This window comes from Humidesulfovibrio sp., from assembly GCF_030689645.1.
Lineage (GTDB): Bacteria > Desulfobacterota > Desulfovibrionia > Desulfovibrionales > Desulfovibrionaceae > Humidesulfovibrio.
In genome coordinates this window covers 1-21,680 of sequence record NZ_JAUYFU010000001.1, presented here as the reverse complement: position 1 = coordinate 21,680, position 21,680 = coordinate 1, and the positions used below count along the sequence as shown (strand labels likewise).

16 protein-coding genes, 1 tRNA gene and 1 pseudogene are annotated in these 21,680 nt (G+C 59.3%); 11 read left to right on the top strand and 7 right to left on the bottom strand.

The window, feature by feature from the left end; translation table 11 throughout:
• The 3 genes and pseudogenes from Q8O35_RS00085 to Q8O35_RS00075 form a co-directional block, all read left to right on the top strand.
• Positions 1–413, top strand: a pseudogene (locus tag Q8O35_RS00085) (hypothetical protein); the annotation flags it as partial.
• 84 nt (positions 414–497) lie between these two features.
• Positions 498–1,376 (top strand): DMT family transporter, encoded by an 879-nt coding sequence (locus Q8O35_RS00080; protein WP_305568964.1) that lies wholly within the window; start codon positions 498–500, stop codon positions 1,374–1,376.
• 113 nt (positions 1,377–1,489) lie between these two features.
• The gene (locus Q8O35_RS00075) at positions 1,490–1,855 is read left to right on the top strand and encodes a PilZ domain-containing protein (protein ID WP_305568962.1); all 366 of its coding nucleotides are present in this window, start codon (positions 1,490–1,492) and stop codon (positions 1,853–1,855) included.
• A 22-nt stretch (positions 1,856–1,877) separates the two neighbouring features.
• Here the strand turns inward: Q8O35_RS00075 and Q8O35_RS00070 are convergent, their stop codons facing one another.
• The 4 genes from Q8O35_RS00070 to Q8O35_RS00055 all read right to left on the bottom strand — a co-directional run bounded on the left by Q8O35_RS00070 (position 1,878) and on the right by Q8O35_RS00055 (position 11,143).
• Positions 1,878–2,666, bottom strand: coding sequence for a thioredoxin domain-containing protein (locus Q8O35_RS00070; protein WP_305568960.1), 789 nt, complete (start codon positions 2,664–2,666; stop codon positions 1,878–1,880).
• Between the two features lie 80 nt (positions 2,667–2,746).
• Positions 2,747–6,343 carry a PEP/pyruvate-binding domain-containing protein gene (locus tag Q8O35_RS00065; protein ID WP_305568958.1) on the bottom strand — a complete coding sequence of 1,199 codons (3,597 nt, stop codon included), beginning with the start codon at positions 6,341–6,343 and terminating at the stop codon, positions 2,747–2,749.
• Between the two features lie 354 nt (positions 6,344–6,697).
• Positions 6,698–10,402, bottom strand: a complete 3,705-nt coding sequence (locus Q8O35_RS00060; protein WP_305568956.1) for a pyruvate carboxylase — start codon at positions 10,400–10,402, stop codon at positions 6,698–6,700.
• A 60-nt stretch (positions 10,403–10,462) separates the two neighbouring features.
• Positions 10,463–11,143, bottom strand: coding sequence for a biotin--[acetyl-CoA-carboxylase] ligase (locus Q8O35_RS00055; protein ID WP_305568953.1), 681 nt, complete (start codon positions 11,141–11,143; stop codon positions 10,463–10,465).
• 324 nt (positions 11,144–11,467) lie between these two features.
• Here Q8O35_RS00055 and Q8O35_RS00050 point away from each other — a divergent pair, with 324 nt between their 5' ends.
• From Q8O35_RS00050 to Q8O35_RS00030, 5 genes are all read left to right on the top strand, one after another.
• Positions 11,468–12,607 (top strand): tRNA nucleotidyltransferase, encoded by a 1,140-nt coding sequence (locus tag Q8O35_RS00050; RefSeq protein WP_305568951.1) that lies wholly within the window; start codon positions 11,468–11,470, stop codon positions 12,605–12,607.
• 101 nt (positions 12,608–12,708) lie between these two features.
• Entirely contained in the window at positions 12,709–13,746 is a 1,038-nt protein-coding gene (locus Q8O35_RS00045; protein WP_305568949.1) for an energy-coupling factor ABC transporter permease, read from the top strand.
• A 73-nt stretch (positions 13,747–13,819) separates the two neighbouring features.
• On the top strand, positions 13,820–14,632 hold the full coding sequence (gene cbiQ, locus Q8O35_RS00040; protein WP_305568947.1) for a cobalt ECF transporter T component CbiQ: 813 nt from the start codon (positions 13,820–13,822) through the stop codon (positions 14,630–14,632).
• A complete protein-coding gene (locus Q8O35_RS00035) occupies positions 14,629–15,381 on the top strand; it encodes an energy-coupling factor ABC transporter ATP-binding protein (RefSeq protein WP_305568945.1) in 753 nt (250 codons plus the stop codon). The genes cbiQ and Q8O35_RS00035 overlap by 4 nt, the downstream gene beginning before the upstream one ends.
• 113 nt (positions 15,382–15,494) lie before the next feature.
• Complete coding sequence (locus Q8O35_RS00030; RefSeq protein ID WP_305568943.1) at positions 15,495–16,412, top strand: exopolyphosphatase; 918 nt, start codon at positions 15,495–15,497, stop codon at positions 16,410–16,412.
• Between the two features lie 3 nt (positions 16,413–16,415).
• Here Q8O35_RS00030 and Q8O35_RS00025 read toward each other — a convergent pair whose 3' ends face one another.
• A complete protein-coding gene (locus Q8O35_RS00025; protein ID WP_305568941.1) occupies positions 16,416–17,183 on the bottom strand; it encodes a hypothetical protein in 768 nt (255 codons plus the stop codon).
• A 173-nt stretch (positions 17,184–17,356) separates the two neighbouring features.
• Here Q8O35_RS00025 and Q8O35_RS00020 point away from each other — a divergent pair, with 173 nt between their 5' ends.
• The 3 genes from Q8O35_RS00020 (at position 17,357) to Q8O35_RS00010 (ending at position 21,264) form a co-directional block, all read left to right on the top strand.
• Positions 17,357–18,448 (top strand): glycosyltransferase, encoded by a 1,092-nt coding sequence (locus tag Q8O35_RS00020; protein WP_305568939.1) that lies wholly within the window; start codon positions 17,357–17,359, stop codon positions 18,446–18,448.
• A 108-nt stretch (positions 18,449–18,556) separates the two neighbouring features.
• Positions 18,557–18,633: transfer RNA gene (locus tag Q8O35_RS00015), tRNA-Pro, on the top strand.
• Positions 18,634–19,083: 450 nt separating this feature from the next.
• Positions 19,084–21,264, top strand: a complete 2,181-nt coding sequence (locus Q8O35_RS00010; RefSeq protein ID WP_305568937.1) for a caspase family protein — start codon at positions 19,084–19,086, stop codon at positions 21,262–21,264.
• A 56-nt stretch (positions 21,265–21,320) separates the two neighbouring features.
• On the opposite strand, the gene Q8O35_RS14795 is transcribed toward Q8O35_RS00010, so the two are convergent.
• Complete coding sequence (locus Q8O35_RS14795) at positions 21,321–21,545, bottom strand: HGGxSTG domain-containing protein (RefSeq protein ID WP_371133062.1); 225 nt, start codon at positions 21,543–21,545, stop codon at positions 21,321–21,323.
• Positions 21,469–21,680, bottom strand: a 212-nt coding sequence (locus Q8O35_RS00005; RefSeq protein ID WP_305568935.1) for a hypothetical protein, incomplete at its 5' end; no start/stop codon positions are given. The genes Q8O35_RS14795 and Q8O35_RS00005, both read right to left, overlap by 77 nt.

Below are 21,680 nucleotides of genomic sequence, written 5' to 3'. Positions count from 1 at the left end.
CCATGAGTTTAGGCCTGCCCCTGCCCAAAGGCACCTTAAGGGCATTCCAAGAAGAAGATGAGACTCGGCACTTCCTTGGGGAGGCCTCCTTTGATCGCAAAGCTATCGGTTCTCAGGTAGAGTTGCGCCTAGGGCAGGCGTTCGACGTAAGCGTTGAGCGCGTGGTGACGGACTTTGAAAAGACCGGCAAGAACAGCTACCGCGCCGCTTGGGAGCTGCGCATCCGAAACGCCAAGAAGCAATCGCAGCAGATTGTGTTGCAAGAGCAGCTCCCAGGTAAATGGAAGGTGGTGGACGCCTCCCAAAAGTGGAACAAACCTGCAGCCGGTGTGCTTGAATTTGTGGTGGATGTTCCGCCAAGCCGAGACGCCGACCCCCTGGTGCTCAGGTACGCCTTCACAACAGATCTTTAACGCAACCGCTGCCCTGACAGGGCCTTGCCCCAAGGGCAATCTTCGCGTAGCCCACTTAAGCACGCGGAATGTTGAGGGGGAAGAGTGGGTTCGGTTGCTGGGATTGTATGCGCCGTTCTTTCGGCTGTGTGTTTCGGGATGCTGGCCGTACTGGGCAAGCTGGCCTACGCTCAGGGCTTCGCTGCAGCGGAGATTCTGCAGTATCGCTTCGGCATAGGCGCATTAATGCTCCTGGTGTGGTTCGCCGCAACCAACAAAAGCGTACTGCGCGCCAGGCCAAAGACAATTCTCAAGGCCCTGTTCCTGGGCGTTGTGCTCTACCCGGTGCAGAGCCTGTCCTTCATGACATCGCTCAAATACATTCCAGCCTCCACAACCTCGCTCATTCTCTACTTCTACCCAGTGGCGGTGACGCTGCTCTCGGCCTTGCTCTTCAAAACACGCTTGGACCGGATTGTCGGCGTGTCTTTGCTGCTGCTGGTGGCAGGGTGCGGGCTTGTTTTCTTCGACGCCTTCCTGCGCGATATCAACCACACGGGATTGATGCTGGCGACGGTGTCCATGCTCATCTTCTCCGTGTACCTCATCTGCCTGGAGTGGCTGCTGCGCGGAGAGAACCCGCAAACCATCTCTTTCTATTGCGTGCTCTTCGCTGCCCTGGTCTACACTATCATGAGCCCGCCAGTGCGCTTTCTCGAACTGGACATGGGCGCCAAGGCTCTGACCCTGGCGTTGGGACTCATACCAACAGCACTAGCCGTCACCCTGCTCTACCGCTCGGTGGATCTCATCGGCAGCGCAAGCGCATCCATCTGCTCAACACTTGAACCCATCACCACGGTGCTAGCCTCTGCGCTGTTGCTTGGCGAGGACGTGGTGCTTATCCAAGTGGCGGGCATGGCTCTTATTCTGGTGGGAATAGTACTACCAAACGCCCAGGCGCTCCGTATGAAACGGCCTTGACGCCCATCGGCATTCCAGTCATATAGTTTAGGAATGCCTAAACGGTTAAGCATGGTTATACGTGAGATTGGGCCGCACTCAAGAAATCAGACAGTGATTTATGAGAGGGAATGATGGACGCCAATAGACGCCGCCGCAGCAGGGTGGACACGCATATTGCCGCCAGCTTCATACACTCGGATGAAGTGGAAGTGCGGCTGCTTGTCTGCAACATCAGCCTTAAGGGACTGCTCGCCGTGCCCGAGGCCCTCGTCAAGACAGGAGAGCACGGCCTGCTGCGCATCACCCTTTCACCAGCAGCGGTCATCGAGATCGAATGCCGTGTCATCCGAAGCGATGAAACGGGCGTAGCCATAGACTTTATGCCCATGGAGCCAGAAAGCTTCATGCACCTGCGCAACCTGGTGCGCTATAACGCCCCAGACGCCGACCAGATTGACGACGAGCTCAAGCACTCCGCCTTCGACAATCTCTCTTGAGGACCGCGTGGGCAGCCCACGGCTATGGCTTCGCAACCATCCCGGTGGTATTCTTCTGCTCAAGCAGCTGCATGAGATCCTCAAACTCTTCAACCGGCACTGCACCGCGCACAGGCACCCCATTCACAAGATAGGTGGGCGTTCCTTCCACGCCGAAGCGCCGGGCTTCGGCAACGTCGGCTTCAATGCGCGCGCGCAAAGCAGGTGATTCCATGTCTTTTTTCAAGCGCGTAGCGTCCACCTTGAAAGCCGGTCCCAGGCTGGCGAGGATGGCGGCAATGCCCCTGCCTGATCCATTGGCCAAAGCCTGCTGATTGCCGAAAGCAAGATCCGCAAACTTCCAGGCGGCATCGGGATTCTGCTGGGCCAAGGCTTCGAAGACCACGGCAGGTTCGAGGGATCCGGGCCTGACCGGGAAATGCTTGAAATACACACGCACCTTGCCAGGCTGACGCCGCAGAAGCTCGTGCATGGTGGCCTGTCCCCTGGCGCAATAGCCGCACAAAAAGTCCGTATATTCCACTATGGTCACGGGCGCATCCGCCGCACCAAGATAAATGCGCCCGGCTGACAGCTCTGGTTTGAAGGGGTCGGCCAAGCTGCGAAGTTGTCCTTCCTTGCGTTCGGCTTCCTCTCGCTCCGTCACAGCCTGATCCAAAATATCCATGAGCTGGGACTTGTCGTGCTTCAAGGCATCGAAGACCAGCTGCGGATTGTCGCGCAGAGCTTGGGCCACTTGGTCGCGGCTGACGGTCTGGGCACAGGCGGACGAGCACAAAAGACTCACAAGGATCAGCAGTACGTTGCGCATAAACCCTCCAAAATGAAAAAAGAAGACGGCGGCCCGGTATCCAGGCCGCCGTCAGATACGCGTTTTACGTTAGAACGCTCCTACCACTTCATGGAGCGCTTCACAGCCAGGGCCTGCTCCTGCTCCTCGTAGGTGGCGAACCCGGCGTGGTGCATGGCGTCCTCGACGGTGAAGGTCCAATCCCAACTGGAGTAAATCACCGGCTTGTGGAAAATGGCGCGGAAACGCTCCATCTCCTGGCGGTAGAAGGCTTCCTTGGGATTCTCGATGTTGTCGCGCAGCTGCTCGCTGAAGCGGTCCAACTCGCCCTCGTACCACTCCATAAGATCCTCTGCGGTCTTATAGCGCTTGAGGATATGGCCGTAGCCGTTCTCCTCCAGCAGGATCTCCAGGCGGCTGAAGTGCTGCTCGCGCAGCCATTCGCCCAGTGCGGAAACCGGGATGTTCAGGGCCTCCACCTCAGCCATCTGGATCTTGGTCTTGCGATAGGTATCGGGCACAACCGAGGCAGAGTCGATGCCGGCGATGGCCACCAGCCCGCGCAGAATCTCGCTGTTGGACACGCCCTGGCCGCAGAAGCCGACCTTCTTCACGTATTTCTGCCCCGCAAAGATGGTGACCAGGATGGCCCAGACCACCGCCGGATCTTCTTCGTCATAGATGTGCTGCAAACGCGAGTTGTCGCGGTCTGTGGCCAGCACCATCTGGGTCATGTCGTTGGAGCCGATAGAGAACCCATCGACTTCCTTAATGAATTCCTTGCACAAAATGGCGTTGCTCGGAATTTCGGACATGAGGATGACCTTCATGCCGTCCTTGCCGGACTCGATGTTGTGCACGCTCCGCAGGTAGCGCTTCATGCTGCGCGCCTCTTCCAATGTGCGCACGAAAGGCAGCATGATCTGCAGATTCTTGCCGCCGAAGATGCCGCGCGCGAGCTTGAAGGACTCAAGCTCCCAGTCATGAATGTTGCGCGACACGCCGCGGTAGCCCAGCATTGGATTGTCTTCATGGAACTCGAAGAGCAGACCGCCAATGAGGTTGCGGTACTCGTTCGACTTGAAGTCAGTGGTGCGGTAGACGATGGTCTTGCCGTAGAAGGCCATGGCGAAGAGCGCCAAGCCCTGGGCCAGGGTCTGGATGTAGTGCTCCTTGCCGGTGCGGAACCCGCGCGACTCAAGCAGCTTGCGGATGCGCTCCGGCAGGGTGCGCACCTCGTCCATCTCGCTCTTCAGGCCCATCTTGAGAGCCACTTCCTCGCGCAGGGCGGCGATGCGGTGCAGCACGTCCACGACCTCTGGGTCGTCCTTGACGCGGGCTGCGATCTTCTCGATCTCGCGCTCGTGGTCCTGTTTGGTCTTCTTGGCTTCGGCGTAGTTCTCGCTGGTTCCGTCAACCACATCGTAAAAGCCCATGATGACGGCGATGTGCTTCTTGAGGGAGACAGAAGTCTTCAGGGACTCCAGGCGCTCCGTTGCGTAGCCGATGTGCTCGTCGAGCTTCTTGTCCAACTCGCGCAGGCGGCGGTGAATGGCCAGCACCTCGTCGGTGCCCTTGGTACCCTCGCGCTCGGACAGGGAGGCAAGCTCCTTGCCCAGGCCGGTGATGATGCCGACGTAGTCGCGCAGCTTGATGCGCAGGTTGATGAGGCCGGTGGCCAGCTGTTCCTTCATGACCTTGGACAGACGGCTGTCCAGCTCGCGAAGCTTGGCGTCCACCAGGGAGCCCAAGACGCCGCGATCATAAGCCTCCAGGGCCAGCGGATGCACGCTGATGTTCCCCAGCATGAACTCGGCGCGCAGCAGGCCGACCTCAAAGTCGGGCACGCGGCGCAGACGCGAGAGAAACAGCGACTGGCCGATGTCGGCCAGGATGAGGCCGACCTTGGTTTTTGTGGCGGGCAAGGCCGCAACGTCGATCTCGCCGCCCACGTCCACCAGGGGCAACTTGCCCCGGTACACGCGTCCGCGCGATCCATCGACCGTGATTTCCTGGCCGTCGAGGGAACGAATGACCTCAAGGCGTTGCAGGCCGATGACAGCCGGAATGCCCAACTCGCGGGAGGTGATGGCTGCGTGGCTGGTGTCGCCGCCTACGTCGGCCAGAATGGCGCTAGCTATGCGCATGCCCGGCACCATGTCCGGGTCGGTGCGCTCGGCTGCCAGAATATCGCCCTTGTTGACCTTGTTGAGCTCAAGGGCGGAGCGCAGGAACTTCACAGTGCCTTGGCCTGCCCCGCGCGAAGCGCCGTTGCCTTCCAGGATCAGTTCGGCGTCGGCAAGGGCCTTGGGATCAACTTCCTTGCGGCGCATGAAAATAGTATTCGGGTGGCGGTCAAAGTCTTCGTTCCAGCGAGTCTCGGGCCGGGCCTGCACAAACCACAAGCGGTCGGCGGAGTCGATGCAGAACTCCGTGTCCATGATCATGCCGCCGTAGGCCTTGGAGATGTTGCGGACGCCGCGGGCCACTTCCTCGGCCTGGGCCAGGGAAAGGGCCCAGCGGAACACCTCATTCTCATCCACGGGGACGTCCTTGGTGCCGCCCAAATCCTCGTCGTAGATGATCTTCTTGTCTTTACAGCCCATAAACCGCACAACGACTTCAGAATGGTCGTCGCGCTGGAAGACGTAGAACTTGTCCGGGGTGACCATGCCGCCCACCACCGCCTCGCCCAAGCCGTAGCTTGCGTCGATGGAGACCAGATCGTTGCGGTCGGTGCCGCGGCACCCGGTCGAAGTGTCGGCGCTGAAGGCCGTCCCGGAAATAAGCGGGTTGATCATGCGCATGATGCACACGGACAGCGAGGTGTTCTCGATGGCCCATTCTTTCTTGGCGTTCTCAGCTATCGTGTCGTCGCCGGTTTCCTCGGCGCGGTTCACGGCGTCCAGAATGGCCTCGCGGCGATAGGTCATGCTGCGGAGATTGTAGGCGCTGGCGCAGTCCCAGTGGTAGGCCTCAACGCAACGATCCTCGCCAACGATGTTCAGGTAGGTGTCCTGCAATCCGGCAAACGCCTTCTTGCAGCTATCCTCACCTGCGGCGGAGGAACGCACGGCCACCGGCTCGTTCTCAAGGCCAGCCTCGCCGCAAATCTCAAGATAAGCGGCGCGCACGGCCTCTTTGACCTCGGTGGGCGTATCCACGGAGAGGATGGCCGCCTGCACGAGCACTGACCTCTTGCGCAGCTGGTCGATGCCCTCAGGACTGGTGGCGAAGCCTTCCACAACATTGTTCACAAACGTGCGCAATTTGATGAGGGTGCCGGTATTCTTCACGGCCTCGGTGGCGATGCGCTTGGAGATGCGGCGGGTGAACTTGCGGAGAAATTCGGGATCGCGGTTGATCTCGTCGTCGGTCCAGTCCGTGGTGTTGTATTCCTTGTCCACGATGGTCCGCACGAGAGAGGCGTTGACCTTGGTCTCATCCAGAAGCTTATGGAAAGCAATGGAGGAGATGGCCCGGAACTGCGGAGCGCGGATGCCCTCAACCTGACTGATGATGGCGGTGTTGTAGTTCTTGCCGCCCACAAGAAGCTCGGCATCAGGGCCAATGGCAACAATGTCCGCGCCGGTGAGCACGATATTCTTCGTGAGTTCAGCTTTGGATACGGATTTAGGCTTCGCCTCGGCGGCAACGGAAGCCGTTTTGGCAGTCTGTTCCTTCTGGATCTTGGCCATGCACTCCTCCTGGCAGCACCGCTAGCCTGCGGGCCGTATCGTCATTGAGGGACCTATCTTAAGGATTCAAACGACGTCCTTCCCGGTCCATGGCCTACCCATGCCTGTGGGAGTGGGATGCGCCGCGTTTGCAGCCGTCTTTTCGTAGATACCTGTTTGCCAGCGCCTCGTCAATTGCACATACAACAATACTGTAAATGGACGGCAAAGCGGCCAGGAGAAGGTCTTTCGTCATCACACGCGATGTCGTGCGATGAGAATTTTATCCCCTCAACTCCTGGCCGCACTCAATACAAACAGCGACACGGGGTCACTTGCATATACAACAATGCAAGGCCCAAACGGACGTAAGGCCTAAATCTTCTGCCCGCACACAGGGCAGAAACGGAAGTCTTCACTGGCCAACGGAGCCTTGCAGGTAGGGCAACCCGCCTGCGCTGGGCCAAGCTCCACAAGCAGCTCGCCTTCCTTCACGGGGACCATGATCTTGTCTTCCTGATAGTTGGCGTTCTTCAGCACACGTTTCACAACGCCAGCCACAGGTGCATATACGCTTTTTTCCTGCTTCATGATGGAGATGTTCAGAATCTCCTCACCCTTCTTAACTATGTCGCCCACACGAACGTGCATGACCCAAAGGTCGCCGTTGGACGGCGAACCGATGTGGTTCACATTCTTGGGATCGGCCATTTCCATGCTGTCGCGCTCGGCGCCGGAGGCGTCGCGAACCTTCACCTTATGGGAAGTGGTCTCGGAGTCCACGGAGTAGCGAACGGTAATGCACCCCTGCTCGTCAGGCTCGGAGATGTCCGAGATACGCATGACATGGGGTTTGCCGCAGCGGCTTTGGAACAACAAGGTCTCGCCCTTCTCTAGCCCCTCAAACCACACGTCCAGCGGCAAATTGTTGGCGTCGCCGTAAGTTTCGCAGAATTCAATGGTCTTCAGCGCATCGCCGGGATGATTCAAGTACAGCACGAGTTCTTCGGGCGTGGCCTTGCGACCAAGACGTGCGTCGAGGGTGCTCTCCTCGGACGCCAGGTCCATGTCCTGCAAGGTATCAAGAGGCGAGGCCTCAGTGCGGGTCTGAACCGCCACGCTCCAGTCGGCGCCAAAGGCGCTCTGATAAACCCAGTCCGGCGGAAAGCCCAAGGGCAGTTTGCCGTACTTGCCCAGCAGCAAATTGCGGAAGGCGTCGTTGCTGTCGCGATAAAGGTCGAGTCTGGCCTCGCGCTCGTTGTCGGTCAGCTCGCCCTCAGGCGCCAGGTTCGCAATGTCGAGAACGTTCAGCAGACGACGCACCTCGCGCTCTCCGCCGCGCTTATACGCGCCGGTGACAGCCAGAAACGAGGTGTTCCAGGTGATCTGCGAGCCTGGTGTCACGTCGTGGTAACGCACAATCTTGCGAGTGCCGGCCAGGAACTTGAGCATGTACGGCAGCAGGTGGATGTACCCCTGCTTCATGGCCCCTTCCTGCGAGGAGGAGGTCGCTCCGCCAGGCATGCCGTGCCGCACCACGTCGTGGTCGATGCCCTGGAAGTAGGGCGAGCAATACTTGTCATAGTAAGGCATGATCTGCTTCAGCGTGAAATTAGTGCTGCGGATCATGTCCTTGTCGAGGAGGGTCTTGAGGCCCATCTCGTCCTCAATGTAGGCGGCGGTGGAGAGCACTTCGCCCTGGCCGTACCAGCGTACGCTGGAGCCGATGGCCACGTCGACGATGTGCGCGCCGGCCTGGGCCGCAGCGCCCATGGTGGGCACGAAGAGTCCATCTGTGTAATGGCGGTGGCTGTGGATGACCAGCTCTGGGTACTTGGCCACCAGGGCGGTGATGAGCTCGCGCATGAAGCGCGGCGGGCACACGCCGGCCATGTCCTTCAGCCCCAAGATGATGGACTGGGAGGCCTTTGCCTTGCTCACGCCCATGACGCTGGCGCACATGGCGATGATGTCCTCAGTGACGCCGAGATAATGCGGAACGTCGAAGCCCTTGGCCCAAGACATGGACAGAGCAGGTTCGAAAATGTGCTTGTCCGAGTGCAGCACCACTTCGGCGAAGGGACGCATATTCTCAACGTGGTTCAGGAAGTCGAAGCAGCGGATGACGTCGTAGTGCTCGCAAATCATCTCGCCCGTGAGGCGCATGAGATTCTTGGGCTGCGGCTTGTAGCCCAGCACGTTGGTGGAGCGGATGAGGATCTGCTTCAAGGTGGTCGGAGCGAACTGGTTCCACTCCTTGGCCTCGGTGAAGGGATAGGTCATGTTGGCCAGCATGGCCACGTGGAAGTGCGCGCCGCCTCCGTTCTCAAGGGAGAAGAAGCCGCATTTGTCAAGGTAGGGGCCAACGATGCGGTCTTCGCCCAGGCGGAAGCGGTTGCCGCTGTTGCTTTGCGTAATGTCGCGCGTGGTGGTGTCGCTGAAGTGCACGATGCCGCTTGCACGGTCCTCGCGAAGGGCGTCCAGAATCGCGTCACGCTTCATGGCGCGGGTGATGCGCGGCTCAAAGGCGGCGTCAGTGGCGTCCTGGGCCTTCACCAGATGGAAGCGGCCCAGGCGCTTGTCGGCGCGGGAGCGGTATTCGCCCAGCGAAACATAGGGATTGTAGCCCCGTGCGCTGATTTCGGCCACCAAGCGGGCCAGGCGGACAGGCTCGGCCTCCTGATCTGAATAGGCCATGAGCTCATCTTTGTGCAGGCGGACGAAGTTGGTGTCATAGTCGCTGGAAACAAAATCAGGGTGCTTCATCACCTCGCGGTGGAAGTTGATGGTGGTCTTCACCCCGCTGATCTTGTACTCGCGCAAGGCGCGACGCATGAGCATCACGGTCTTGTCCCACGAATTGCCGTAGGTGATGAGCAACGCGGCGGCGGAGTCGTAGCGCGAGGGGAAGCGATAACCCGCGCAGATGCAGGAATCGATGCGCACGCCCTGGCCGCCAGGGGACACATAGCTGGTGATGACGCCGGCGTTGGGCGAGAAGTTGTCCTGCGGGTCTTCGCAGTTCACGCGCACCTGCATGGCGTGCAGATACGGCTTGGTGTTCTGCTCATTGAAGCGCAGCTTGGAGCCGAAGGATATGGCGAGCTGCTCCTCCACCAGGTCGATGCCGTAGCGGCACTCGGTTATGCCGTGCTCCACCTGGAGGCGGGTGTTGACTTCGATGAGATAGGGCCGTCCGTCCTTGTCCACCAGAAACTCGACGGTGGCGAGGGAGTGGTAGCCAACAGCCTTGATGAGCTTCTCAGCGTAGCCCTTGAGTTCCTTGCGCAGTTCCGGGGTAAACTTGGCCCAGGGCGAGGGGGTGATCTCAACAAGCTTCTGGTGGTTGCGCTGCACAGTGCAATCACGCTCGTCGAACACGAAGACATTGCCGTACATGTCGGCGATGGTCTGAAATTCGATGTGGCGCACGGAGGTGAGGAGCTTCTCAACATACAGGCGCGGATTGCCGAAGCTGGCCTTGGCAAGGGCCGAAGCCTTGGAAAAGGCGCTTTCCAGCTGGGAGTCTTCATAGACCTCGTAAATGCCGCGGCCACCGCCGCCGCCCTCGGCCTTGAGCATAATGGGGAAGCCTATCTCCTTGGCGATCTTGCGCGCCTCGGGGATGGAAACGGCCTCCGGAGAGCCGGGCACCACGGGCACGCCGATTTCCTCGGCCAACTTGCGCACGGCCACCTTGTTGCCCAGAAGACGCATAGGCCCCTGATTGGGCCCGATAAAAATTATGCCGGCCTCTTCGCATTTCTTGGGGAAGGAGTCATCCTCAGAACCAAAGCCCCAGCCAGGATGAATGGCGACGATGCCACGATCCTTGGCCATCTTGATGATGCGGTCCAGGTCCAGATAGGCGCGCGGGTCTTCGCCAAGCAGAAGCAGCTCGTGGGCGCCGGTGGTGGCGGGCGAGGTCTTGTCAACGTCGGTGGCGGTCATCACCGCAACGGCCTGAAACATCTCGGTGATGGAACGGCAGATGCGCCGCGCCGGGATGCCCCGGTTGGCCACCAGGATCGGCTTGCCCTTTACTTCTTCCAGAACCTGTTCGAACGACTTCGGTCTCATGGCCAAAACTGTCCCCCTTGCTGTTGCAATGCGCTTTCTGCCCATCTGAACCAGCCCCGCTCAAACCGGAGTCACATCACCCGCAAGGAGCACAATCTCCAGCCCGGCGCGGTCCAGAACAAGCCCTCCCTCCCCGGAAATCCCCTTAACGACCGCCTCGTACCGAACGCTTGCGCCTTCCTGTACGAGCACTCGCCTCCCCTGCCAGGCCATCCTGGAACGGAAAATCGTCAAGAATTCACTGGGAGAAAAAGCCTCAAGAAGATTTTTGTAACTCGTTTCCATACGGTTTACAAGGGCGAGCCAGATGCGTGCTGGGCCAACCATGCCATCCGACGGACAAAATTTTCCTGCACCAATGCTGTGACCGTCCCGCAACTCCTCAGATGAGGGTGCCCAACACAAATTCAGACCAATCCCGGCAAGAACGCAGTCCGCACGCTCTTCCACAAGCATCCCCGCCACCTTCCTACCTGATGACAGAAGATCATTCGGCCATTTCACCTGCACGGACTGTCCAAGGTCGCTCAGAGCCTCCGCAAAGAGGTATCCCAGCACAAGGGGCCGAAGATCGTTCCACAGTCCGGTCTCAGGCGGGCACACCAGTGTGGCGTGCAAATTGCCAGGGCGGGAAAGCCAGGCCCGGCGCAACTGCCCCCGGCCAGAATACTGCTCCGGCGCAAGAACACTGCCCCAGACGCCAAGTGCGCCCTCGACCACCAGCCGTCGCGCAACATCCATGGAACTGCCGCATGAGCCGCAAATCGCCACAGAGGAGGAAGCCACACCCGGCCCGCAGCACCCAAGAGCGCGCCGGACAGTCCCGAAGCTTCCCAAAGGCGCCGCCTCGGCAAAGGGGCCAAGAGCGGCCGCATCGCCCGCCCAAAGGGGATGCACAGCCGCGAGGTCTTCTGGCGAAAGAGGCAGAGCCATGTCAGGTTGGCCGGGTTGTCCTGGCAGGCCATCACTTAGAATGATGATGTCTCTAGACATTTGTTCCTCGCCGCTGCCAGGAATTGCCGCAGGCGGCTTTTCTTCCGGCGCGCGTCCTGATACATTGAAGGCATGCGCATTTTACTGGTTGGCGGGGCCGTTCGAAACATGCTCCTCGGGCTACCCGTCCGGGATCGGGATTACCTTGTGCTGGACGCCACTGTCGAGGATTTCCTAAAAGCGCACCCGGCGGCTAAGCCTGTGGGCAAAACCTTCCCCGTGTTCATCCTTGACCACCAGGAGTACAGCTTCCCCCGGGCCGCCAGCCTGGAGCAGGATCTCGCCCTGCGCGATTTCACAATGAACGCCCTGGCCATGGACGAGGAAGGCCGCCTGTTCTGCCACCCCACGGCCATGGAGGATCTCAAGTCCAAGGTGATCCGCCCGGCCTCGCCTTCCTCTTTGCCAGACGACCCCCTGCGCGTCATCAGGGCTGCGCGTTTTGCGGCCCAGATGCCCGGCTTCAGCCCGCACCCCGAACTGCTCGACGCCATGCGGACCGTTGCGGCCTCGGGAGCGCTGGCCGAACCATATGCCGAACGCGTGGGGCAGGAGGTGCTGAAGGCCATCGCCGGGGATTGCCCTGGCGAGTTTCTGCGCGTGCTTGATCGTACCGGGTGCCTCTCTCCATGGTTGGCGGAACTTGAGGGGGCATCGCGCATACCTGCCGGACCGCTACAATACCACGACGCCAGCGTGCTGGAGCACACGGCGCGCGTCATGGACCGCCTGGCCGGCGACCCGTTGAGCGTGTGGATGGCGCTCTGCCACGACTTAGGCAAAGTCACCACCCCGGCGGACATGCTCCCCCGGCATATCGACCACGACGTGCGAGGCGAGGCCTCCGCACTGGAACTGGGTCAGCGCTTGCGGCTGCCCACGCGGCTCATCCGCGCCGGGTCCGACGCTTCGCGGTGGCACATGATCGCCGGAAACTACCCGAACCTGCGGGCATCGACCCGTGTTGACCTTTTGACGCGCCTGACAAGCCGCGGCGTTCTTCGCGAAATGTTCCGTCTGGAATTGGCTGATAAGGACCGCGACCACTCAGCCCTTGTACAAAGGGAGTTAGAGACAATCCTTGCCGTGCGCCTGGCGCCGGAGGACCGCGACCTTGGCCCCCTCTCCGCCGAGAAGCTGCGCGGACAACGCATCAAGTCAATAGCGAAGGCTCTTCAGCATAACGATTCTGATCCAAAGCACCCACAGTAGCACGATCTTTTCAATCGTTATATTTTTCCATTGACACTCCTGAAATCCGTGTGCATAAAATCTTTGCAGAAACTATTTCCAGCGGAGGTTCCCCTATGCACATGGCAGATGCTCTCCTTTCCCCAACTGTTGGCGGCGTCATGTGGGGCGCCACGGCATGCCTTCTCGGCTATGCCTCAAGCAAGCTCAAAGCAGAAAAGGACGACAGCCGCATCCCCCTCATGGGAGTTCTTGGAGCATTCATCTTCGCTGCGCAGATGATTAATTTCAGCATACCGGGCACCGGCTCCAGCGGCCACCTTGGCGGCGGGCTCATCCTGGCTGCCCTGCTCGGACCGCATGCGGCCTTTCTGACCATCGCATCCGTGCTGGCCGTGCAGGCTCTCTTCTTCGCCGATGGCGGCCTGCTGGCCATGGGCTGCAACATCTTCAACCTCGGCTTCTTCCCCTGCTACCTTGCCTATCCGCTGATCTACAAACCCCTTGCAGGCGCGGTCTCAAGCCGTGGCAGGCTCATGGCCGCCTCTCTCATCGCAGCCGTCGCAGGCTTGCAGCTTGGGGCCTTTGGCGTGGTGCTTCAAACAACGGCCTCCGGCATCAGCGAACTGCCCTTCAGCTCCTTCGTCATGCTCATGCAGCCCATTCACCTAGGCATCGGAGTAGTGGAAGGCGTTGTCACGGCGCTGCTTCTGGGCTTTCTGCACCGCGTGCGCCCGGAGCTGTTCGGCGCTGCCCGGCCTGCAACGGCATCGCGCCCCCTTCGCCCCATCATCATCGGCCTGGCCCTGGCTGCCATGCTCGTTGGCGGAAGCATGAGCTGGTTCGCCTCCGCCGACCCGGACGGCCTTGAATGGGCCATGGCCAAGGTGAGCGGCAAGGAAGAACTGCATGCCCCGGAAGCAGGCATCCACGGCACGTTGGACGCCTTGCAGAAACGCATCGCCTTCCTGCCGGACTATAACTTTAAATCAACTGAAGAGCCTGAGGCAGTTCCAGCCGGCAACGAGGGCAACACGCCTGAGCCCTGGCCCAATGTGGCGGTTGGGACAAGTCTTTCAGGAGTCCTCGGCGGATTCATGACCCTCTGCTTGGCAGGTCTGCTCGGCTTTGCCGTTCGCAAATTCCACGCCAAGGCTTGAGCCAACGCTTCCTTTGCTGTATCGACGTGCGGGCAGGGCATCATCCCTGTCCGCACTTTTTTAATGGACACCTATGAGCATCGAAAACGCCCTGTTTGAACTGCGCCGCCTGGATGAACTCGCCCGCCAGGACACCCCGCTGCACCGCCTCGACGCCAGGGCCAAGGTATTGGCTACCGTTTTCTTTCTCATCAGCCTGCTCTCCCTTAACCGATACGAGGTCGCCAGGCTGCTGCCTTACGCCGCCTTCCCCTGGCTTCTGGCCGTTCTCGGCAACATCCCCCTGGCAGTGCTATTCCGCAGAGCAGCACTGGCCCTGCCCTTCGTCCTCATGGTGGGCCTTTTCAACCCCCTCCTCGACCGAACAGTGCTGGTGCATTTCGGTCCGCTGGCCGTCACCGGGGGCATGCTGTCCTTCACCTCCATCGTACTGCGGGCCATCCTGGCCGTAACAACCGGCTTGGCCCTCGTGGCGGTTACGGGTTTCGACAACATCTGCCGGGCCCTTGGCCGCATGGGACTGCCCAGCGTTTTCCTGGTGCAGCTTCAGTTTCTATACCGTTATATTTTCGTGCTGGCGGCGGAGGCCACGCGCATGATGCACGCCAGGTCCCTGCGCTGCGCCAAATCATCGCGCCCCAGCCTCCGCGAATACCGCTCGCTGCTGGGCTGCCTTCTCTTGCGCACCCTGGACCGCGCTGGGCGCGTGCACCAGGCCATGCTCTGCCGGGGTTTCGACGGAAGCATGCCGGGATACGGCCACACCACCAGCTTCGGCGCTGCCGAAGTACGTTTTTGTCTCGTCTGCGGCCTGTACCTCGTCGCCGTACGCATCTTTGATCTGCCGCTGCTGCTTGGCGGCCTGGCCGGAGGGCTGTTTCGATGAGCCATCATATTCTTGAGGTAAAGGACCTTTGCTACTGCTACCCTGACGGCACCCCGGCCCTGGCAGACATCAACGTGACCATCCACCACGGTGAATCCGTCGGGCTTGTGGGAGCAAACGGGGCGGGCAAGTCAACCCTGCTTCAGCACCTGTGTGGCAGTCTGCTGCCCCAGTCCGGGCGCATCCGCGTGGGCGACTTCCCTGTGAGCCAGGGCACCCTTCACGAGGTCCGCCGCACGGTTGGCATGGTCTTCCAGGACCCAGACGACCAGCTTTTCATGCCCACAGTGGCCGAGGATGTGGCGTTTGGCCCCCTGAATATCGGCCTGACGCCGGATGAAGCCGCAGTGCGGGTCGACGAGGCCCTGCGCATGGTGGGCGCCGAGCACTTGAAGAACCGGCCGCCCTACCGGCTCTCTGGCGGAGAAAAACGCGGAATCGCCATTGCAGCGGTGCTAGCCTGCTCACCAGACATACTGGTCATGGACGAGCCTTCGGCGAACCTGGACCCACGTTCGCGCCGCCTGCTCATCAAGCTTTTGCGCGGTTTTACACACACCAAAGTCGTGGCGACGCATGATCTGGACCTTGTGCTGGACCTTTGCGAACGCACCATCGTGCTTCATGAGGGGCGCATCATGGCGGACGGACCGACAAAAAGTATTTTCAACAACTCTGAACTGCTGTACGCTTGCGCTCTTGAGCCACCGCTCTCCATGCAAACCTGCCCAGTCTGCAACGGAAACTAAATCCAACGGAGAACCGCAGAATTCCGAGCCAGTGTTGACAGCTCCTTTACCCACGGGCTAATGCCTTAAATGCACTATTCATGTCGCGGATAACGAAAGCCAAAGGAATGCTCATGCGACTCGTGACCCGATCGGATTTCGATGGCTTAGCCTGCTCGGTGCTGCTCAAAGAACTTGGGCTTATTGACGATTATCTCTTCGCTCATCCAAAGGACCTGCAGGACGGCCTCATCACGGTCACGGAAAACGATGTGCTCGCCAACGTTCCCTATGTGCCGGGGTGCGGCATGTGGTTCGACCACCATACCAGCGAGCAAAAGCGCCTGGGCAAGGAACTGACCTACAAGGGATCGAGCAAGCCGCTGAAAAGCTGCGCCCGAGTCATCTGGGAATACTTCGAGGGCGACAAGAAGCTCCCCAAGCACCTTCACTTGCTGCTCGAAGCCGTGGACAAGGTGGACAGCGCCACACTGACCCCGCAAGAGATTACCGAGCCCAAAGGCTGGATCCTCCTCGGCTTCATCATGGACCCCCGTACGGGTCTTGGCAGGTTCAAGGATTTCCGGATAAGCAACTACCAGCTCATGCTCGACATGATCGACTATTGTCGCACCATGAACGCCGATGAGATCCTGAGATTGCCGGATGTACAGGAACGTGTGCAGGTCTATCACGAGCAGGCGCGCCTGTTTTTAGACATGCTGCGCCGCAACGCCAAAGCGAACGAGAACCTGATCATCACAGACCTGCGCAACGAAGACCTCATTTACGCAGGCAATCGCTTCCTCATCTACACTCTGTTCCTCAAGTGCAATATAAGCATGCAGATCATGTGGGGCGTGCGCAAGCAGAACGTCGTCATCACAGTTGGGCACAGCATCCTGAAGCGCAACTGCAAGACCAATGTTGGTCGGCTGATGCTGGAGTACGGCGGCGGCGGGCATGACAAGGTCGGCACCTGCCAGGTGCCAATTGACCGTGCCGATGAAGTGATCAAGGCCCTCAGCGCAAGTATCATCGCCGCAGGCTGAAACTTACTGCAACTCTTCCAGCACCCGCCGAATCTTGTCCGAGTGGACATCGTAATATGCTCCCGCAAAAGCGCGCAGCACTTTTTCGCACTTCTCCAAGGCGGGCAACCTCGGAGCCTGCCAAACCTGGAGCGCCGCGAAGTCCACAGGCTGGAACTGCATGCCCCGGTCCAAGCTTTCAGCGCCCAAGGAGTTGGTCATAGCCCCCTGACCAGGGGCTTCCACGGTGCTGATGCTGCGCGCATACTGGAGCACTGACGAGGCTGGCATCTCAGCGTTCAGCTTTTCTATACGCTCATTCAGGCGGAGCCCCATCCTTTCAATCATTCTGTAATGCAGGCTCATGCGCTTGTGCCCCTTGCGGTCCGGGTCCTCCTCATACGCTCCGTTCATGTAAACCTCACAAGCCTGCTGAACCTCAGCATACGCCACTAGCACCAACTTCACGTACCGCGTGGAAGGCAAAAAGGCGAAGGGGATGTGATCGGGCCTCCAGGTGCGCGAACCGCTTTGTGATTGCGCGTCAGGGAACTGAGGCGGCAGGCCCAGAGCCTCAAACAAGGCATCCTCGCCCTCGGGACCAAGCAGCAAGGAGCGAAGAAAGAAAACGCGCGCAAACACCTTGGCCGCCTGGGCGCGCAACTCCTCGACGCGCAAGGCGAAGTCGTCCTGGAGGTCTTCTAAAGCCTTGCGCGCGCCAAAAAATGTGCCCGCCATTTCGGAGAGCACTTCAGATTCAAGCGCCACTGCAAGGGATTTGTACCTGTCCACGAAGGAGTCTCCTGTCTGCTTGATGCCTCAAAACGCTACGTCATTCACCCTGAGCATGCAACGGTCCGTCTTCAATCATCCGCCCCGCGCAATTACCGGCTTGCCCGACGCCCTCCAAAGCGGTAGGGAGAACTGCGCCAGCACATTCACCAATGCGCCCAACCAGGACCGCCATGCAACCCAAAAGCCTCTGTTTCTTCAACACCAACGGCCCCTGGGGCGGCGGCGAGCACTGGCATTTTGAAAACGCGCTGCTCGCCCGGGACAAAGGCTACCATGTCAGCGTGATTGCAGGAAAAGACAGCGAGCTGGCCAAGCGGCTTGAAGGCCAGACCGGCATCCGACTGTTCACCCCTGCTCTTGGAAGCCTGTCCTTCCTCAACCCGTTCGCCATCGCCCGCCTTGTGCGTTTCTTCCGTAAGCACCAGGTGGACGCGGTGCTGCTCTGCCTCCCGCGCGACGTGAAAGTGGGCGGCATCGCGGCCAAGCTCGCCAACGTGCCTGATATCATCTATCGCCGCGGCATCGCCGTTCCCGTACGCGACAGGCTCCTCAACCGGCTGATCTTCCGCCATGTGCTTACCAAGCTTATCGTCAATTCCAACGAAACGCTGCGCTGCGTTTTGAGCGAGAACGGCCAGCTCATGCCGCAAGAACACATTCACCTCATCCACAACGGCTTCGATGTTGCGGAGTTCGACGCCAGGCCAAGCGCACCGCTGGTGCCGCGCCGTCCAGGGGAAGTAGTAATCGGCACCGCAGGGCGGCTCACAGCCCAAAAAGGCCAGCACCTGCTCATCGAGGCAGTTGCGCTGCTGCGGTCAGAGGCACCGCCTTTTCGGGTGCTCATTGCTGGCGCAGGGGAACTGGAGGCCCAACTCAAGCATCAGGTGCGGCACCTCGGCCTGGAGAGCCATGTGGAGTTCCTGGGCTTCGTAACGGACATGAAGGCCTTTCACCAAAGCATCGACATTTTCGCCCTGCCCTCCCTTTGGGAAGGCTTCGGCTTTGTGTTGGCAGAGGCCATGAGCATGGAACTGCCTGTGGCGGCCTTTGAGGTGAGCAGCATCCCCGAAGTGGTGGCGGCGGGTGAAACCGGACTGCTGTGCCCGCCTAGCGCAGGCGCTTTGGCGGAAAACCTGTTGCGCCTGATGCGCGATGAAAACCTGCGAAAAACGCTGGGCGTCCAGGGCCGAGCCCGGGTGCTTACGCACTTCGAAGTCCATAAGACATTTGCCGACCTGGAGAGCTGCCTGAGGAGCTGAATCACCGCGAATGCCGATGTTTTAAGATTGTTTTGACAGTTGTTGGGTTTTTGTGCGGCTTTTTGTTGACAAGCGAACCGCAGCAGAGGTAAAGCCCTCCTCGCACGTCGGGATGTAGCGCAGTCTGGTAGCGCACCTGAATGGGGTTCAGGGGGCCGGAGGTTCAATTCCTCTCATCCCGACCAGAAAGATCAAGGGCTTACGGTGAACAACCGCAAGCCCTTTTTCATTGCCTTTTTGCTTTGTGCCGGATTTGTGCCGGATTCTAGGATAGAAGGGAGCAAAAATCGAGAATATCCGGATCACTTCGCTGTAGCCGCCGCCCTCACTTCTCCCCCGTCCCTTGCGCTCTTCATGCCCTTCCTGCTACGTCACTATGCATAGTTTTCCTCTTCCCTCTTTGGAGGTCGCGTATGCCCTCGCTTCGGAATACTTTCCTGGCACTGTCTGTCTTGGCCTGTGTTATGACCTGCTCCGGGTGTGCCTTGCTGTTGGGGTCTCCTGGTTCGCATTGCCTTTCCGGCGACTGCATAAATGGATATGGCACCACCCAAGCCTCTGACGGGAGTACATATACTGGCTACAAAATTACTGGGATAGCCAACGGACAGGGAACGCTGACCGGGGCCAATGGCATGAAATACGTGGGCGGGTTTCAGGGCGGCAAGCCACATGGGCAGGGTATTTTCAGCTTTCCTAATGGTATGACGGTTGAAGGTGAGTTTCGGAACGGGGCGGCCAACGGACAAGCAACCATGACCATGCTTGACGGAACCTACGTTGGAGAATTCCGTAACGGCAAGCCCAATGGTCGCGGGACAGCCACTTCCCTCGGTGGCATGAAATATGTTGGCGAGTTCAAAGACGGCATCTTTAATGGGCACGGAACAGCCACCGCGCTCGATGGCAGAAAATATGTGGGACAGTGGCGGGATGGCAAGAGAAATGGGCAGGGCACCACCACTTACGCCGATGGGCGGATATTGAGCGGCATATGGGCCGACACGAAGAATACTCGTGAAATTTCTTCTGAGGAGTTCGCTTCTATCCTGCCCGTCGGGGCGGTTCAAGTTCAGGTCGGCAAGTCCGGCAATCTGGCTGCGGAGCGCAAACGCATCGAGCTTGAAAAACAACGCCCGGAATTGGAAAAGCAAGAGCTAGCTGCGGAAACCGTTGAGCGCCAGCGCCAGGATGCTGAGCACCAAAGAATGGAGACTGAAAAGCAACGGATCAAGGCGCAGAAGGCTCAACTAGCTGAGAGACCAAAGCCTTCCAATATTGACGGTCCCAGGGAGCGCCGCGTGGCACTGGTCATAGGTAACGGGGCCTATAAGATCGCACCGCTCAAGAACCCCACCAACGATGCCCAGGACATGGCCGATGCGCTCCTGGAAATGGGCTTCGACGTGAGCTTGAAGGTCAATGCCAGCCACAAAGAGATGGAACAGGCTGTGCGAGAGTTTGGCGCAAAGCTCAAGCAAGGCGGCCTTGGGCTCTTCTATTACGCGGGCCACGGTGTGCAAGTGGCGGGCGAGAACTACCTGATTCCCGTGGATACCAAGATTGACGCAGAGGCAGACGTAAAATTCGGGGCCTTGAACGCCGGGATGGCCTTGGCGCGGATGGAGGATGCTGGCAACGATCTGAATATTGTCATCCTGGACGCCTGCCGCACGAATCCTTTTGCCCGAAGCTTCCGAACAGCCGAACAGGGTTTGGCGCGAATGGACGCCCCCAAGGGTTCGCTTATTGCCTATGCCACGGCTCCGGGCCGCGTGGCGGCGGACAGCGGCGGCACAGGCCGCAACGGTGTGTATACAAGCTTTCTGCTCCGGCATATGCGCGAGCCCGGCCAAAAGGTTGAAGAGATACTGAAGCGTGTTCGTGCGGACGTGGTGCGCGCCACCAAGGACAAACAAGTGCCTTGGGAGTCCTCTAGCCTCATCGGTGACTTTTATTTTGTGCCTACACAGGGACAAACTTTACCCTCTGTTGTACAGCAAGCCCCGGCCACAAAATCTCCCGTGTTGCCTCAGGTCAATCCAGAACGACAAACTTCGAGTCTGAATCTTGACTTTGACTTTACACCTAGCACCTCGAGTAAGGAACATGATAGTTTTGAGATTGACCGCATAAATGCAGAACGTGGTGACGTTCATGCGCAGTTTCGTCTTGGTGTTAACTACGCACGCGGTATCGGCACGGTACAGAATTACAAAGAGGCTGCAAAATGGTTCCATTTAGCAGCTGACAGTGGACTAACAAAGGCGCAAGTCTGGCTTGCTACATTATATGACAATGGTCATGGGGTGCCGTTCGATTATGCTTCTGCGCTAAAGTGGTACCGTAAGGCCGCTGACAGTGGTGACATTTGGGCACTATTTGTGCTTGGTACAAGGCTCAGCTTTGGTGATAAAGGTGTTACACAAAACTATGCCGAAGCAGAAAGGATGTACAAAAAGGCTGCTGAGTTGGGTGATCCTCTATCGCAATTTAACCTTGGAATTATATATAGCGACGGACGCAAAGCCTCAAAGAACAATGTGCTTGCGTACAAGTGGATTACAATTGCGATCGCCGGAGGGAATCTTATCGCCAATACACATGATGAAGCCGTATCAATCCGCGAGAGAATTGCCGCCACGCTGTCGCCAGCCGAAATATCCAAAGCCCAAAGGCTTGCCAGCCAATGGCGGCCAAAGACGCCTGAAGAGCTTGGCTACAAGCCTACTGCGGTTGCCGATGTAGGCGAGGAGCCCACAGCGCGGGGCGGTGGAAAGGTTGCCGCCAGAAAGAAAGCCAAGGCGATGAAATAAGGCCGCCCCCCATGCCAGAGAGCGGCCCTCAATCCTAGCTTCCACTCTTGCCCTGCTTACCCTGCCAACTTCGCCGTCTCTTGCATCTCTCGCAGCAAGGCCCGCAACCTTCGCCGCCGCGCTATCGCCTCTGCTGAGTACCTCCCATGCTTCCAGGCGTTGCGGTTGCCCTTGGGCGGGCCGGGAGATTTTCCGCCATGTAGCTTACAGCGCCCGTTCGGCATCGCGGGTTGCTGGCACGGCTTCCCCGTGCCCTTGCACCTGGCCCCACACTTCCGCACCGTCCGCAGATCGAAGCGTGATTGATTCTCCGGTGGCCTCAATTGCGCGCTGGCTTGAGGTTGTGCCGTCGTTTCCTGTTCCATGCCCCCCTCCCCCGGTTGTCACGTTGCCGACAATGGCCTGGCCGCCCTGGT